We start from the raw sequence: 15,489 nt of genomic DNA on the forward strand, positions 1-15,489 counted from the left end.
AATAATTATTTTAGTGTTCAAATGATAGAAACCATCCCCGCAGGCGGATGGTTTTTTTATGATCGGCCGGCTTCTTTTTCAATCCACTTTAAAGAAGAAGCCCACAAAGATTTTCTGAAATTTTCCCTGAAAAAGCCAAAGTGTCCTATCTCAGGAAGGCCTTCATTTTCAGGAATAATATACCTGTTTTCAACCTGTGCCGAAGAATAACGGGAAGCGAGCCACTCAATAGCTTCTTTGGGGGCAAAAATATCTCTGGGGAACCCCAGAAATAGCATGGGGATATTTATGTCTTTGAAGTAAAGGTTTTCAGGGCTTACAGACCCAAACATATAGTCTTTATGTTTTCCCCATTTTTTCCATTCATACGCCACATTTTTAGGAAGGTTTTCAAACAGCTTTATCTTTTTTGCCGGAAAATAGCCAAAAACAGGCGTAAGCGCAGGGATCATTACATGCCAGAACAACCACATTTTAGGAGAGTGAATGCCTTTGTAATACTTCCAGTAACCGCTTTGGGAGGCTACCATGATAGCTTTATTTACCATATGGTAATTAGGGTTTAAACCAAAAAGTTGTCCGCCAATACTGTGAGAAATAAGTGTAAGTTCTTCTGAAGGATGTTCATTTCTTGCCAGGGCCAATACGGAAGCCTGGTCATTATTTCCCCACTCACTTAAGGTTATGGTATTACTTTTTAATTTTTTGATAGAATCTCCTGTTTTACCTATCCCATAATAGTCAAATGTATAGACCGTAAAACCATTTTGATTCAGGAAAAGGGCAAATTTGTAATAATAATTTTGTAGAACTCCCGTAGCTGATGATATAATCACAGCCCCGCGTTTGGAGCTGCTTTGAAATTGACGCACCTGTAGTGTATGTCCAAGCGAGGTGACCAGTGGTATTTCGCGAAACAAAGCATTAATCTTTTACGTATTCAATACGATCTCCTACTTCTATATTCCATTCAGAGATAAGCCCTCCGTTTATTTCAAGTACGTATTTCGCAGGTACATTAGAAGGTAACGAGGCTTCATCTAAAGGAGCTGCGTTTTCTACAAAACTAACGATTTCCAGTGCATTGTTTATATAGATGATATCAAGGGGGATCTCAGTATTTTTCATGTAAAAAAAACGGGGTTCTTGCTTTGGAAAAACAAAAAGCATGCCGCGGTTCTCCTTCATACTTTTGCGATACATGAGCCCTGTTTGTATCTCGTAATCATTATCAGCGATCTCAATTTCAAGCTCCCTGATCAGGGTACTGTCTTTCTTTAGCAGCTTCAATGAACCCTCTCTCTTAAAGCTAACTTCCTGGGTTGTTATGCTTTTCTTTTTATTTTCCGTATTACAGGAGTACATACCCAGGGCTGCCAAAAAAACAACTATATACTTTTTCATTAGGATACGGTTGAAGGTTTGGGTTTGAATATAAGATACAGACCAAGTACAATAAACGGAATACTTAGCCACTGGCCGGTAGTGAGCATATTGCCTAAAGAAGACTCGAACCCTCCCTGGCTTTCTTTTACAAATTCTACCATAAAACGTACACTCCAAAGGGAAACGAGATAGGTGCCGAACAGGAACCAGGGTTTTTCGCTTTTATTGGTTTTCCAGTAAATAAACCAGAGCAGAAGGAATACAAAAATATAGAAAAAGGCTTCATACAGTTGAGCAGGATGCCTAAAAGGAATACTGTTCAATACCTCTGCATAGCCTGGATCGGCCGCAATGAGGTCATAGGCTTCTGATACGGAATTTTCACCGGTAATGGAAAGAGCTTCACGTTCGCTTATTTCGTCCTGAAGAAAACGTACTCCAAAAGGATGGGAGGCTTCTACCACTTTACCATTGATCTCTGAATTCATAAAGTTACCGAGACGTACAAAGATACCTCCGCAGGCTACAGGTATAACTACCCGATCCAGTATCCAGGACAGACTTATATCTGGATATTTACGCTGATAGAGGTACATGGCAAAAATAGCCCCTATCGCGGCACCGTGGCTGGCCAGCCCGGTGAAACCGGTAAATTTAAATTCAGGAGAAAACCTAAAGGGCAGTATAATTTCTGAAAGATGATCCTTGTAATACGCCCAGTCATAGAAAAAAACATGTCCTAAACGCGCACCTATTAAAATAGCGAGCACCATATAGATAAAAAGTGTATCTAATCTTTCAATGGGTTGCTTTTCTTTTAGAAAAATACGTTTCATGAGATACCAGCCTAATGAAAAAGCAATAACAAACATAAGGCTGTAGTATCTGAGTTGAAAAGAACCCAGGTCAAAAAGGGCTTTATCGGGATTCCAGGTAATTCCTAAAAAATACATAAACATGTTTTGTTTTAAAGCATAAATATAAGTATTTGAATATAATTCTTCCCGTACCCTAAAATTTTCCTGAATGTTTTTTACAAAGAAATAATGAAAGGTAAACCTATTCTTAAAGCTCTTCTTCCTGATACATTTTGCGTACTTTTTTAAAGAGATCAGAAGAGTAAACAAAGTTGGTAACTGCTTCGTTGTCGGTTTTAAATATTTCTTTATTGGTGCCTTCCCAGGCTTTATAACCGTCTTTGAGAAATACGATCTTTTCGCCTATTTGCATTACAGAGTTCATGTCGTGCGTATTGATTACCGTAGTGATATTGTATTCTCTGGTAATTTCCAGAATGAGTTCATCTATCAAAATAGCAGTTTTAGGATCTAATCCTGAGTTGGGCTCATCACAAAAAAGGTATTTTGGATGATTAACGATAGCTCTGGCAATGGCTACTCTTTTCTGCATTCCGCCGGAGATCTCAGACGGATACTTTTTGTGAGCGTCTATCAGGTTTACTCTTTTCAATACAAAATCAACCCGTTCCTGCATTTCTTCTTTGTTTTTATCTGAAAACATCTTTAACGGGAACATCACATTTTGTTCTACGGTCATAGAGTCAAAAAGAGCACTGCCCTGAAAAACCATTCCCATTTCCTGTCTTAGATCTCTTTTTTCATCTACGCTTAGTCCGGAATATTTACGTCCGTCATAAATTATGTTTCCTTTTTCCGGTGTAAACAGGCCAAGCATCGATTTTAGAAAAACTGTTTTCCCGGAACCGCTTTGCCCAATGATAAGATTAGTTTTTCCCTCTTCAAATGAAGTAGAGATCCCTTTAAGAATATGGGCTTCTCCAAAATATTTATGAAGGTCTTCAACTATTATCATTATCCTAAAAGCATTTGGGTTAGCATATAATTCAAAATAATAATAGCCACACTCGTCCATACAAATGAGGTAGTACTGGCCTTTCCAACTTCCAGAGCACCGCCTTTCATATAAAATCCGTGAAAGGAAGGTATGGTGGCCAGTATAAATGCAAATACAAATGTTTTGGTAAATGCGTAAAATACGTGAAAAGGCTTAAAATCTACCTGTAATCCCTGAACAAATTCTGCGCTGGTGCTAAACCCTCCAAGGACGGCAGCTACCCAGCCGCCCAAAATACCCAGGAACATACCTATTGATATCACAAACGGATAGAAAAGCAGCGCAATGATTTTTGGAAAGATGAGATAGTTAAGTGCGTTCACTCCCATTACCTCCAGAGCGTCTATCTGTTCGGTTACGCGCATAGTGCCAATACTGGAAGTGATGTATGACCCGACTTTTCCCGCCATAATAATGGAAGTAAATGTAGGTGCAAATTCTAAAATGACCGACTGTCGGGTGGCAAAACCAACCAGGTACTTTGGAATTAACGGATTGTCAATATTTAGGGCAGTTTGTATAGCAACTACTCCTCCTACAAAAAAGGAAATGAATATTACGATACCCAATGATCCGTAAATAAGATCATCAACCTCCTTTAAAATCAAATCTTTCATGATAGACCATTTGGTAGGTTTTTTAAATACCTGCCTGATCATCAAAAAATAGCAACCAATGTTTTCCAGATAGTTCATGTGTAAAAAACAGCGCCACTAAAGTATAAAAAATCTACCGTTCTTTTAACCTGAATTTAAAGTTTAAAATATGTGATTCCTTATTTTTGTACGGATTAAAAATTAACCAGGACTTTTAGCGGAATCCCGCCGGGACCTTAAACACTTTTATATTTTGAATACATATTCGTTTAAAATGTTTTTTGTGAAACGTTTTTTATTAGCAACATTATTTCTGGTACCTGTATTTACAGTATTTGCCCAGCAAAACCTTTTACGAAATACATCCCGTGAGAATGACAGGGTTTTGCAATTGAAGACATTAGGAACTCAAAACTTAATGGTGAGACCAAAACTGGTGGTAGGCATAGTGGTAGATCAAATGCGTTATGATTATCTGACCCGTTTTTGGGCACATTACGGAGAAGGAGGCTTTAAGCGTCTGGTAAATGAAGGGTTTAATTGTAAAAACAATCATTTTAATTATGTGCCTACTTACACGGGGCCGGGCCACGCTTCGGTATATACGGGTACTACCCCGGCAAATCACGGTATTATAGGTAACAACTGGTTTGATAAAGGAACCGGTAAAATGGTGTATTGTGCTGAAGATGAAAGTTATAACTCGGTAGGGAGTAGTTCTGAGGCTGGTAAAATGTCACCTTCCAGAATGATGACCACTACAGTTACCGATGAGCTGCGCCTGGCCACACAGAAAAGAGCCAAAGTGATAGGCATAGCCCTTAAAGATCGCGGGGCCATACTTCCTGCGGGGCATATGGCAGATGCCGCGTATTGGTTTGAAGGGCTTGCCCATGGAAAATGGATCACCAGTGACTATTATATGACCAACCTTCCCGATTGGGTGAAAGCTTTTAATGCCTCGGGGAAAGCTAAAAGCTACCTGAAAGACTGGGATACTATGTATGATATTAAAACCTATGTGGAAAGTGGCCCTGATGATACTTCTTTTGAGATGCCTTTTAACGGAGAAAAAAGACCTGTATTTCCCCATCGTCTGGGTAAACTTAGTAAAGACAATAAAGAGTTTGATATTATAAAAAACTCACCTTTTGGTAATAGCCTTACATTAGATTTTGCTTTGGCCGCTATTGAAGGAGAAAAGCTGGGTGACGATGAAATTACCGATTTCCTGGCAATTAGTTTCTCCAGTACCGATTATATAGGTCATAAGTTTGGGGTAAATAGTAAAGAGGTTCAGGATACATATATACGCCTCGATAAGGACCTGGAAAAACTCCTTACTACCTTAGATAATAAACTGGGTGAGGGTGAATATACCGTTTTTTTAACGGCAGATCACGGGGCGGTAGATGTTCCTGCGTATCTGGAGTCTGTAAAAATCCCGTCCGGTTATGTAGATACCCGCGCGTTTGAAAAACGTTTATCAGAACACCTGGAAAAAATATACGGGGTTCCGGGGCTGGTACTCAAAGTTTATAATGATCAGGTGTTTTTAGATCGTGCCAAAATAAGAGAGAACACTCTTGTTTATACAGAGATACAAAAAAAAGTTCTGGAAGCTTTAACGCAATATGAGGGGGTAATAAGTGCATACACAGCTCAGGAACTCATTTCTGGTAATTACACTTTACCTTTCCAGTCTCTTTTACAAAAAGGATTTCATTTTCAACGTTCGGGAGATGTAGTTTTTGTTTTGCACCCTGCCACCATATCGTATTACAAAACAGGATCTACACATGGTTCCGGGTTTTCATATGATACACATGTTCCCTTACTCTTTTTTGGAAAAGGCATTAATTCAGGAAGTACAGTTTCCAGAACAGAAATACCGGATATAGCTCCTACTATTTCAGCACTGTTGGGCATTGCTTTTCCAAATGCAACTACAGGGAACCCTATAGAAGGAATTTTAGAATAAACGCAGTTTTTTAAGTACCCCTTTTAGTCGATACGCTCGTATAAAAGTACCTTCCTGCTTAGTAACTATGAAAGGAATATTGTTTTTTATGGCAGTAAAGAAACCTTTCATATTATCGGCAAACAAAACGGTTGATCGCAGTTTCCATGCCATTTTTAGCGAGGAGATCACCGTTAATAACAAACCATACCGCATTTTATACATGGCTTCTCCCTGCAAACGTCTGGCCTTTTCTGTATATTCTTTGCCTGTGGGCCTGAGATGCTTTACCTTTAGCTGTATATCGGTATGGGTTTTAAAACCGTGATAGCGTGCCAGTAACTCATCTACTGTATCCCATCCAATAGAGGGTTTGAGGCCTCCTATTTTATCAAAGCATTTTTTTGAATACAATTTAACCGGACCTCTTACTTTAGTTTTCGCGGCTATCGGTTCATACACCCATTCATTATTTTTCTCAATATAGAGGAGTCCGCTGCACATACCGAGATCTTTATCATTTTTGAAGTGATATTGCATTTTTTCAAAATAATCTTCCGGCAGAATAAGGTCAGCGTCAAACTTTCCGATAAGGTCATAACATGTGTCCAGTTGTGCTAACCCTTTATGGAATGCATGCACCACCTTACTACCCGGCATATGCTCGGGAGAAGAGGAGATGGTTAATTTCTCAATAAATGTATAGCGTTGTGCATAGGTATCAATTATCTGCTCTGTTTTATCGGTAGAATGATCATTTACTACAAGCACTTTATCGGGCACAATTTTTTGTTTGACTACCGATTCCAGCATGAGATCCAGAAATTGTTCTTCATTATGAGCGGGGATGATAATATAGCACTTCAAGGAACCTATGTTTGCTTTTTAATGGCATACACGGCATAATACCGGGGAGTAAAGCTTCTTAACAATGGTCTGAATCCCAATTTTTTAACGGGGTTTGTCCATTTTTTTCTGGCTACGATCTCCCAGCCGGCTTTTTCAAGCAACCAGTCAAACTGCCAGTCTTCAAACTCATGAAAATGACGATCCCATTTATCAGTTTTACTGCGGTAGGCCGGAGAAAACCATAACCTAAGCGGTATGGTAGCGACAAGTTTCTGAGCTTTAATTTCACGAAGAATGTTAAAAGGTGCTACCATATGCTCAAATATCTCAAAAGCGGTTACAGCATCGTAATCGTCTTTTTCTACAGCCTTGGTAGATAAATCCAGATCCTCTCCCCAGGTGTTTTCAACCTCATACCCATTTTTTATCATGATCTCTGAAAACGGGTTTTTAACCCCCAGATCCAGAATGGTTGCAGGAGCAGGTAGGTGCTCTTTTAAGAACTCAAGAGTTAAACGATAGCGTTTTTCGGGAAAATTATTTTCGTACATTATCAATATTTGTAAACCACGGCGTTTATATTCATTCCTGCGCCAACACTTGCAAATATAATAACATCTCCTTTATGCAATTCTTGATTTTTAAGCTTACCTTTCCGTACCATATCAAACAAGGTAGGTACGGTAGCGACCGAACTGTTTCCTAACTTATGAATATTCATAGGAGTTATAAACTCAGGAACCTCCTCATCGTATAATTTGTAGAAGCGTTTTACGATGGCTTCATCCATTTTTTCATTGGCCTGATGAATAAATATTTTTTTAAGATTGGATAGTTTTTCACCACTCTTTTCAAAACAGGCCTTCATGGCCATAGGCACCTGGGTGATCGCAAATTCATATATTTTTCGGCCGTACATTTTAATAAATCGGGTATTCTGATTTATATTTTTGTTGTAAGAACTTCCAAAAAATATATAAAAGGCTTCATCGTAAGAGCAGGTAAGGGTTTCATGGGCCAATATTCCATGCCCTTTCTTTTTGTTTTCAAGAATAGCGGCTCCGGCACCATCAGAATAGATCATAGAATCCCGGTCATGTATATCTATTACTCTGGAAAGGGTTTCGCATCCTATAACCAGGCATTTTTGGGCCATTCCGGCTTTCATGAAAGCCTGAGCCTGGATAATAGCCTCTATCCAGCCCGGGCAGCCAAACAATAAATCGTAGGCTACACAGTAATTATTTTTGATACGAAGAAGATGCTTTACTCTGGAAGCAATACTGGGAACGGTATCTGACTGGACTGAGCCATGAGCTATATCACCGTAATTATGAGCAACGATGATATAATCGAGTTTTTCTTTATCAACATTGGCATCGGAAAGTGCTTTTTGCGCCGCTTCAAAAGCAAGATCTGAAGCTTTAAATTCATTTTTGGCATATCTCCGTTCCCCAATCCCTGTAATGGCTTTAAACTTTGAAATAATGGTCTCATTATTTTGCTTAAAAGGGATGCCTTCTTCGGTTAAAAAAATATGATCCAGGAAATCATTATTCTTTTCAATAATTGAAGGAATAAAAGAGCCGGTCCCTGTTATTTTTATATTCATAAAGTTGTCGTTTGTAGTGCTCTTGCCAAAGCTACATATTGAAAATTAATTTGTTATGCATGCATAATAAAGATTACGATGCCCAAAAAGTTGTTTTGTATTTGTAAAATGGACATTCAATAAATTAACTCTATAACAAAGGCTCTTCAATCTTTTGAAGAGCCTTTGTTTATAGGATATTTTGTAAAACATTATGCTTCTGCATAGGCTTCGATAGGAGCACATGTGCAAATGAGATTACGATCTCCATACGCGTCATCTGCCCGCCTTACCGAGGGCCAAAATTTGTTTTCGGCTACATAGCCTAAAGGATAAGCTGCTTTTTCTCTGCTATAAGGAAAACTCCACTCATCACTGGTAACCATCTGCATGGTATGGGGCGCATTTTTTAGTACGTTATTCGGTTCTTCAGGCTGAACTTCTTCAATTTCTTTACGTATAGCAATAAGCGCATCGCAAAAGCGATCTAATTCTGAAAGATTTTCACTTTCGGTAGGCTCGATCATAAGGGTTCCTGCTACGGGAAAGGAAACGGTTGGGGCATGAAATCCGTAATCCATGAGTCTTTTAGCAATATCTACTACTTCAATTCCTTTTTTCTTGAAGGGGCGGCAATCCAGGATCATTTCATGAGCCGCTCTGCCACGCTCTCCTGTGTATAGTACAGGATAATGCTGTTCCAGCCTTGTTTTCATGTAATTAGCATTGAGAATAGCATATTTGGTAGCTTCTGTGAGCCCTTTAGCTCCTAACATGGAAATGTATCCGTAAGAAATAAGACAGGCAAGTGAGCTTCCCCAGGGAGCTGCCGATATGGCGGTAATAGCCTGTTCTCCTCCTGTGGGGATCACGGGGTTTGAAGGTAAAAAAGGAACGAGATGTGCGGCAACACAAATAGGGCCTACACCCGGCCCACCACCTCCATGAGGAATAGCAAATGTTTTATGGAGATTGAGATGGCATACATCTGCTCCAATAGCAGCGGGATTTGTTAAGCCTACCTGTGCATTCATGTTGGCACCATCCATATATACCTGTCCTCCGTTTTCATGAATGATTTTTGTGATCTCTCTAATGGAAGATTCAAAAACTCCGTGGGTAGAGGGATAGGTAACCATTAAGGCGGAAAGCTGATCTTTGTATTTGAGTGCTTTGTCTCTCAGATCTTCGATATCTATATTTCCTTTTTCATCGGTTTTGGTAACAATCACTTTCATGCCGGCCATAACGGCAGAAGCAGGGTTGGTACCGTGGGCTGATGAAGGGATAAGGCAAATGTCTCTGTGCTCTTCTCCTATAGATCGTTGATAGGCCCGAATGACCATAAGCCCTGCAAATTCACCCTGAGCCCCGGAATTGGGTTGTAATGAGGTGCCGGCAAAACCTGTAATGACGTTTAATTGTTTTTCAAGCGCTTTCAGGACGGTTTGATACCCCTTTGCCTGTTCTACGGGAACAAAAGGATGAATATTGGCCCATTGTGCCCAGCTTAGCGGAAGCATTTCAGATGCTGCATTAAGCTTCATGGTACAGGAGCCTAACGAGATCATGGAATGATTAAGTGCCAGGTCTTTGCGCTCCAGTTTTTTGATGTAACGCATCAATTCTGTCTCTGAATGGTAGGAGTTAAAAACTTCATTTTCCAGAAAAGGAGAAGTGCGCTCGTTTAATAATTTATGAGTGTTGGTAACCAGACCTGTGATTTCAGGCATATCCTTCTTGGCAGCCCTGGCGAAGATCCCTACAATGGTTTTAATATCATGCGGAGAGGTAGTTTCATTTAAAGCTATGGAAAGTGTTTCGTTATCTATATAAAGAAAGTTCACTCCGTTTTCCTGCGCAATAGAACGTATTTTTTGACTGTCTGCTTTTACCACAAGGGTATCAAAATAAGCGGTATTGACTTGTGTGTATCCCAAGCTTTCAAGATAATTGGCCAGTGTTACTGCCGAGCTATGCACTTTTCGTGCTATATATGTAAGTCCCTTAGGACCGTGATATACGGCATACATACCCGCCATTACGGCAAGCAGTACTTGAGCGGTACATATATTGGAGGTAGCTTTATCTCTTTTAATATGTTGTTCGCGGGTTTGAAGTGCCATGCGCAGTGCCCGGTTGCCACTCGTGTCTTTGGTGACACCAATAATCCTGCCGGGAATGTTGCGTTTAAATTCTTCATGAGTAGCAAAATACGCAGCATGAGGGCCACCGTACCCGAGAGGGATACCAAATCGTTGTGTGGTGCCAATTACTACGTCTGCGCCTAATTCCCCGGGGGGAGTTAGCAATACCAGGCTTAATATATCAGCAGCGAATGCAACACGTATCTGGTTGTCTTTTGCCTGTGAAACAAAGTTTTTATAGTCAAAGATCTGACCGTATTTACCGGGATACTGAAGCAGAGCGCCATAAAAATCAGTGTTGAGATCAAAAGTATTATGATCACCAATTACCAACTCAATTCCGAGAGGGGTTGCTCTGGTTTTTAAGAGGGAAAGGGTTTGAGGTAATATTTCATCGCTTACAAAGAACTTAACGGTCCCGTTTTTTTTCTGTTCTCTGGTTCGTACATCATAAAGCATGGTCATGGCTTCTGCAGCAGCGGTACTTTCGTCTAACAGGGAAGCATTTGCTATTTCCATTCCGGTAAGGTCACAAACCATAGTCTGGAAATTTAAAAGCGCCTCCAGCCTTCCCTGGGCAATTTCTGCCTGATAGGGTGTATATGCGGTGTACCATCCCGGATTTTCAAGAATGTTTCTTTTAATCACGGATGGAGTGAAATTCTCATGATATCCGAGCCCTATATAAGATCTAAAGATCTGGTTTTGAAAAGCCAGTTCCTGAATATGTGTAAGAAACTCATTCTCACTGAGGCCTTCGGGAATATCAAGGTCCTCTTTTAATCTAATATCATCAGGAATAGTCTCATAAATAAGTTGCTCTAAAGTGTCAACTCCTATGGTTTCCAGCATTTTAAAAGTATCTTCTTCTCTGGGCCCTATATGACGCAACGCAAACGAATCTGTTCTCATTAGAATAGTATCAAAATAAGTTGTGTTTAAGGCTGCAAAATTACAATTAAAATTTGTGAAAATAACGTTTTCGTAACAAAAGGGAATGAAAGTTTTTAACGGGTTTTAAGCATTGAAGATGGTTTGGTTATTTTTGTTACATGCGAGTATTCAGGCTTTTATTGAATTTTTATCTCGATGCCAGTATTCATGTGGCTCTTGCAGTGTATGCGCTAGTGAGAGTTACATACCTTAAGTTCTCTGTTCCTGACACAAAAAACATGAGTTTTGTGATATTTTTATGCACACTGGTGATGTATAATTTTATTAAATATGGAAGCAGGGCCAAAGCATATATCATTCTGAAAAACACCTATGAAAAATGGATTCAGGCTTTGAGCTTTATGGCTTTAGGGGCGGCATTGGTATTCATGGCTGCTTTCTCAATACAACAATGGTTGTATTTAATGATATTAGGAGTTATTTCGTTAGGATATATTATTCCTTTTACCAATAAAGGTAAAAGCTTTAGAAGTTATGGGATATTCAAAATACATATGGTTGCTTTGGTTTGGGCCTGTACTACGGTTTTATTGCCTTTTTCAGAATATCCTGAACTACTTACCCGGGATATTTTTATTGAATGTATTCAGCGTTTTGTTTTTGTTCTGGTAGCTATTTTACCTTTTGAGGTACGGGATCTTGATATTGATGGCCCTTATTTGATCACGCTTCCCAGGTTGGTAGGAATTCGAAATACTAAAGTATTGGGAGGAGTACTTTTAATGGTTTTTGTGGGCTTAGAGTTTTTCAGAAGCTATTTGTCATGGGAGATCTTTGGTACCTCAATACTGGTAGCTTTGGTATATGGTTTTTTCTTATGGCGTACCAGAGAAGTACAATCGCATTACTACAGTGCTTTGTGGGTAGAAAGTGTTCCTTTATTTTGGTGGGGGCTTCTTTATGCTACTCTTTAGTGTTTTTTAAGGCTGTTTCCAGGTTTTTTTTCATGTCGGTCTTCATTTGCTTATCCATAGTTTTGAGATTTGCAGAACTGCAAAGTGAAGTAAGTTTGGCATTTTTAATACTATGAGCGTTGCAAATCTTACAAAATAGATTATGAAACCGAAGCTTGAATATATCCCATGATGATGCTTCTTTGTATTGTGCTCTGTTGCAAATATCTCTGGCATCATTACAATCTACAAACAACGTTTTTATTGTTTTCTGCTCTTCCATATCAGGTATGTCTAAAACCAATTATTTTCAAGACAGCCTATTAAGGATGTCCTGGCTCTATGTATAATTACCCAAAGATTAGACGGGGTAATGGATAATTCATTACAAATTGTTTCGGTGTCATATCCGTCCAGGGTTTTCATTTTAAAAACCTGTGCCTGTTTATTGGGTAGTTTTCCTATACATTCATGAATAGCGAGACCCAGTTCTGAATTTTCAATTGAGTCTTCGGCATTCATTTCGAATATATCTTCTACTCTTTCTTCCAGCCAGTTGCCGGAATGGTCACCATTATCATCATAACCAAATGACATTCTAACTTCGGCTTTTCCTTTTTTTGAATTGGTTTTTCGGTAATGGTCTATAATTTTTCTTTTTAAAATAGCAATGAGCCAGGTGCGTTCTGAAGCGGCCCCCTTATAATTCTCTGCCGATTTAAGTGCTGCAAAGAATGTTTCCTGCACGAGATCCTGAGCCATTTCAGCATCATTGATCCTGGAAATGGTATAATTGTAAAGATAATCTGCATAGCGGTCTACCCAGAGTGCCGGATTCAGGGAGTTCTCCTGCATATCATTCTATTTTAATTCAAAAATAAGGTAAATTATGAAAACTTATTCGGGATATAACTGTTTTACATAGTTTTATAACTTCCTTACACAAAAAAAGCTAATGATCATATTTTAAAATTGTTAAAGAGTTGCCTTTGCGATGTTTATCTGTAAATGCCTTTTTCTGTATAACGGTTACAAAAATTTTGCTCATTGGCAGGCACCCTTTTTTAGTACATTATTCGGCATCTATAAGCCCTGCTCTTTTTAGCAAAGCATCCGGAGTGGGTTTTTTACCTCTAAAACGAACGTAGAGGTCCATAGGGGGTTCAGTACCTCCTTGTGAGAGTATATGGTTTTTAAACGCATTGGCCACTTCCTGATTAAAAATGCCCTGTTCTTTAAAGTAATCAAATGCATCAGCATCGAGTACCTCTGCCCATTTGTAGCTGTAATAACCGGAAGAGTAGCCTCCCTGAAAGATATGAGAAAAGGCGGTACTCATACAGGTTCCCGGTACCTCGGGATAAAGATCGGTCATGGCAAAAACCTCATTCTCCAGCGCTTTTACCTCTGTATTTTCGTCGGGGTAGTTTGTATGCCACTTCATGTCAAGCAATCCAAAGCTTAACTGTCTGAGGGTTTGCATACCTTCCATAAAACTGGCAGATTCTTTGATCTTGTTTATGTATTCCATTGGTAACTTTTCACCGGTTTCAAAATGCGTGGCAAAGAGTTCAAGTGCTTCTTTTTCATAGCACCAGTTTTCAAGTACCTGGCTGGGGAGTTCTACAAAATCCCAGAATACGCTGGTACCGCTCAGGCTTGGATATGTGGTATTTGCCAACATACCGTGTAATGCATGACCAAACTCATGGAACAGGGTAGTAACTTCATTAAAGGTAAGCAATGAAGGCTTGGTAGGGGTAGAGCGTGTAAAATTACAAACGATGGATACATGTGGTCTTTGGTTAATCCCATCTTTTTGATATTGCGATTTAAAGGAAGTCATCCAGGCACCACCTCTTTTTCCGGGCCTGGGATGATAATCTGCATAAAATATGGCAACTAATTCATCTTTGGTATCCAGCACTTTAAAAGTATGTACTTCTTTATGATATTTGTCTATATCAAAAACTTCTTCAAACCTAAGGCCGTATAGTTTTCTGGCAATGGTAAACACGCCTTTTATTACGTTTTCAAGCTTGAAATAGGGCTTTAACTTTTCATCATCCAGTTGAAACAATTTTTGTTTGAGCTTTTCAGTATAAAAAGCACTGTCCCATTTTTGAAGTTGCTCAATCCCATCGGTTTGTTTGGCAAATTCGGCCAGCATTTTAAATTCTTTCAGGGCCGCAGGTTTTGCTTTTTCCAGTAATTCATGTAAAAAAGCCATTACCTTTTCAGGTGTTTCGGCCATGCGTTCTTCCAAAACATAGTGTGCATGCGAATCAAAACCTAGAAGTTGTGCTCTTTCATGACGAAGCCGTGTTATTTTAAGAACATTCTCTTTATTGTCTGTGGCATTTCCATGAAAACATTTACTGCTAAAGGCAAGAAACAGTTTTTTACGAAGCTCTCTGTTTTCTGCATAGGTCATAAATGGAATATAGCTGGGATGCTCTAATGTAAATATCCATCCTTCTTTTCCTTTTTCTTTAGCTTTCTGAAAGGCGGCTTCTCTGGTGCCTTCTGGAATCCCGGCAAGGTCTTTCTCACTGGTTATAAAAAGTTCATATGCATTGGTATCTGCCAGTACATTTTCGCCAAAAGTAAGGCTTAATTGCGAAAGGGTTTTGTCTATTTCGCGTAGCTTTATTTTTTGGCTGGCTGCAAGGGTAGCTCCATTCCTGAAAAACATTTTGTATTTTTTTTCGAGAAGCGTGTTTTGTTCAGGGGTTAATTTCAGTGTTTCTCTTTGGTCATACACGGTCTTTATTCTTTGAAACAAAGCTTCATTTAACCGAATGTCGTTTTGAAATTCAGACAATAAAGGCGATACCTGTTGGGCAATTTCCTGTATTTGTGCGTTTGTTTCGGCACTGTTGAGATTAAAGAAAATACTGGTAATACGGTCTAGCTGCATTCCTGTAAAATCAAGTGCTTCTAAGGTATTCTCAAAAGTAGGAGGTACTTCATTTGCTGTTATTTGCTGAATTTCGGCGAGTGTATTCTCTATTTCCTTTTGAATGGCCGGAAGGAAGTCTTCATTTTTAATTTTAGAAAAAGGAGCTGTATCGTATGGTTTTGTAAATGGATGATTTAAGATGGTATTCATAGTATGCATTTTGTCGATTAAAAAAGTTTTCTGCCGATGAAAGACATCTGTTCTTTTACATTGATCGTATTTATAGAAACTAAAAAAACAAGCGTATAGAACATTTTTACACGCCGCTCGAATTTT

14 protein-coding genes are annotated in these 15,489 nt (G+C 39.1%); 2 read left to right on the top strand and 12 right to left on the bottom strand.

The window, feature by feature from the left end:
* Window positions 1-56: 56 nt before the first annotated feature.
* The 5 genes from WAO84_RS02780 to WAO84_RS02800 form a co-directional block, all read right to left on the bottom strand.
* Window positions 57-920 (bottom strand): alpha/beta hydrolase family protein, encoded by an 864-nt coding sequence (locus WAO84_RS02780; protein ID WP_340063507.1) that lies wholly within the window; start codon window positions 918-920, stop codon window positions 57-59.
* 4 nt (window positions 921-924) lie between these two features.
* Window positions 925-1,404 carry a DUF192 domain-containing protein gene (locus WAO84_RS02785; RefSeq protein WP_340063508.1) on the bottom strand — a complete coding sequence of 160 codons (480 nt, stop codon included), beginning with the start codon at window positions 1,402-1,404 and terminating at the stop codon, window positions 925-927.
* On the bottom strand, window positions 1,404-2,339 hold the full coding sequence (gene lgt, locus WAO84_RS02790; RefSeq protein WP_340063509.1) for a prolipoprotein diacylglyceryl transferase: 936 nt from the start codon (window positions 2,337-2,339) through the stop codon (window positions 1,404-1,406). Before lgt ends, WAO84_RS02785 begins: the two co-directional genes overlap by 1 nt.
* Before the next feature lie 112 nt (window positions 2,340-2,451).
* On the bottom strand, window positions 2,452-3,219 hold the full coding sequence (locus WAO84_RS02795) for an ABC transporter ATP-binding protein (protein WP_340063510.1): 768 nt from the start codon (window positions 3,217-3,219) through the stop codon (window positions 2,452-2,454).
* On the bottom strand, window positions 3,219-3,956 hold the full coding sequence (locus WAO84_RS02800; protein WP_340063511.1) for an MlaE family ABC transporter permease: 738 nt from the start codon (window positions 3,954-3,956) through the stop codon (window positions 3,219-3,221). The genes WAO84_RS02795 and WAO84_RS02800 overlap by 1 nt, the downstream gene beginning before the upstream one ends.
* A 184-nt stretch (window positions 3,957-4,140) precedes the next feature.
* Between WAO84_RS02800 and pafA the strand changes: the two genes are divergently transcribed.
* Window positions 4,141-5,838, top strand: a complete 1,698-nt coding sequence (gene pafA, locus WAO84_RS02805) for an alkaline phosphatase PafA (RefSeq protein ID WP_340063512.1) — start codon at window positions 4,141-4,143, stop codon at window positions 5,836-5,838.
* Here the strand turns inward: pafA and WAO84_RS02810 are convergent.
* The 4 genes from WAO84_RS02810 to gcvP form a co-directional block, all read right to left on the bottom strand.
* Window positions 5,830-6,684: a glycosyltransferase family 2 protein gene (locus WAO84_RS02810; RefSeq protein WP_340063513.1), complete on the bottom strand. Its 855-nt coding sequence runs from the start codon at window positions 6,682-6,684 to the stop codon at window positions 5,830-5,832. The genes pafA and WAO84_RS02810 overlap by 9 nt on opposite strands.
* A 5-nt stretch (window positions 6,685-6,689) precedes the next feature.
* Complete coding sequence (locus tag WAO84_RS02815) at window positions 6,690-7,217, bottom strand: class I SAM-dependent methyltransferase (RefSeq protein WP_340063514.1); 528 nt, start codon at window positions 7,215-7,217, stop codon at window positions 6,690-6,692.
* A 2-nt stretch (window positions 7,218-7,219) separates the two neighbouring features.
* Window positions 7,220-8,278 (bottom strand): 3-oxoacyl-ACP synthase III family protein, encoded by a 1,059-nt coding sequence (locus tag WAO84_RS02820; RefSeq protein WP_340063515.1) that lies wholly within the window; start codon window positions 8,276-8,278, stop codon window positions 7,220-7,222.
* A gap of 191 nt (window positions 8,279-8,469) precedes the next feature.
* The gene (gene gcvP, locus WAO84_RS02825; protein WP_340063516.1) at window positions 8,470-11,316 is read right to left on the bottom strand and encodes an aminomethyl-transferring glycine dehydrogenase; all 2,847 of its coding nucleotides are present in this window, start codon (window positions 11,314-11,316) and stop codon (window positions 8,470-8,472) included.
* 140 nt (window positions 11,317-11,456) lie between these two features.
* On the opposite strand from gcvP, the gene WAO84_RS02830 reads away from it, so the two are divergent.
* Complete coding sequence (locus WAO84_RS02830; protein ID WP_340063517.1) at window positions 11,457-12,272, top strand: UbiA prenyltransferase family protein; 816 nt, start codon at window positions 11,457-11,459, stop codon at window positions 12,270-12,272.
* On the opposite strand, the gene WAO84_RS02835 is transcribed toward WAO84_RS02830, so the two are convergent.
* The 3 genes from WAO84_RS02835 to WAO84_RS02845 form a co-directional block, all read right to left on the bottom strand.
* Complete coding sequence (locus WAO84_RS02835; RefSeq protein WP_340063518.1) at window positions 12,262-12,534, bottom strand: hypothetical protein; 273 nt, start codon at window positions 12,532-12,534, stop codon at window positions 12,262-12,264. The genes WAO84_RS02830 and WAO84_RS02835 overlap by 11 nt on opposite strands.
* An 11-nt stretch (window positions 12,535-12,545) precedes the next feature.
* The gene (locus tag WAO84_RS02840; RefSeq protein WP_340063519.1) at window positions 12,546-13,106 is read right to left on the bottom strand and encodes a sigma-70 family RNA polymerase sigma factor; all 561 of its coding nucleotides are present in this window, start codon (window positions 13,104-13,106) and stop codon (window positions 12,546-12,548) included.
* Window positions 13,107-13,323: 217 nt separating this feature from the next.
* Window positions 13,324-15,363 carry a M3 family metallopeptidase gene (locus WAO84_RS02845; RefSeq protein WP_340063520.1) on the bottom strand — a complete coding sequence of 680 codons (2,040 nt, stop codon included), beginning with the start codon at window positions 15,361-15,363 and terminating at the stop codon, window positions 13,324-13,326.
* Window positions 15,364-15,489 lie beyond the last annotated feature (126 nt).

The organism is Ascidiimonas aurantiaca, assembly GCF_037646345.1.
Lineage (GTDB): Bacteria > Bacteroidota > Bacteroidia > Flavobacteriales > Flavobacteriaceae > Ascidiimonas > Ascidiimonas aurantiaca.